This window comes from Acinetobacter sp. NIOH-H-8 (assembly GCF_046635365.1).
Lineage (GTDB): Bacteria > Pseudomonadota > Gammaproteobacteria > Pseudomonadales > Moraxellaceae > Acinetobacter.
The window spans coordinates 1-450 of sequence record NZ_JBHDVN010000193.1 but is presented as its reverse complement, the minus strand read 5'-3'; the positions used below and the strand labels follow the sequence as shown (position 1 = coordinate 450).

At 57.6% G+C, this 450-nt stretch carries 1 protein-coding gene; it reads right to left on the bottom strand.

Features of this window, described 5'->3' with window-relative positions; all coding sequences use genetic code 11:
* A partial coding sequence (locus ACEWB7_RS17755) for a serine hydrolase (RefSeq protein ID WP_411581052.1) occupies positions 1–397 on the bottom strand: 397 nt, incomplete at its 3' end.
* Between the last annotated feature and the right edge of the window lie 53 nt (positions 398–450).

Sequence of the window (450 nt, the reverse complement as noted above, 5' to 3'; positions counted from 1 at the left end):
CGTCAAGGCCGTGGACGGTCATAAAGGTGGTGTTGGTCAGCCCCATCTTTTTGGCGTAGCCGTTCATCAGGCTAACGAAAGCGTCCTGGCTGCCCGCTACGTAGTCAGCAATCGCAATGCTGGCGTCGTTACCGGACTGAATGATGACCCCTTTGTTCAGATCTTCTACGGAAACCTGCATGCCAGGCTTGAGGAACATCACCGATGAGCCGCGCAGCGCCGGGTTGCCGGTCGCCCAGGCATCGCGCCCAACGGTCACCATATCGGTCAGTTTGATTTTTCCCGCTTTTATTGCCTGCCCTACCACGTAGCTGGTCATGATCTTCGTCAGACTGGCCGGGTCGAGTTTTTCATCGGCATTGCCTTCGCTGAGCACCTTCCCGCTGGCATAGTCCATCAGGATCCAGGCGCGAGCGTCAATTGAAGGGGCGTCGGGGAGTTGTTCCGCAG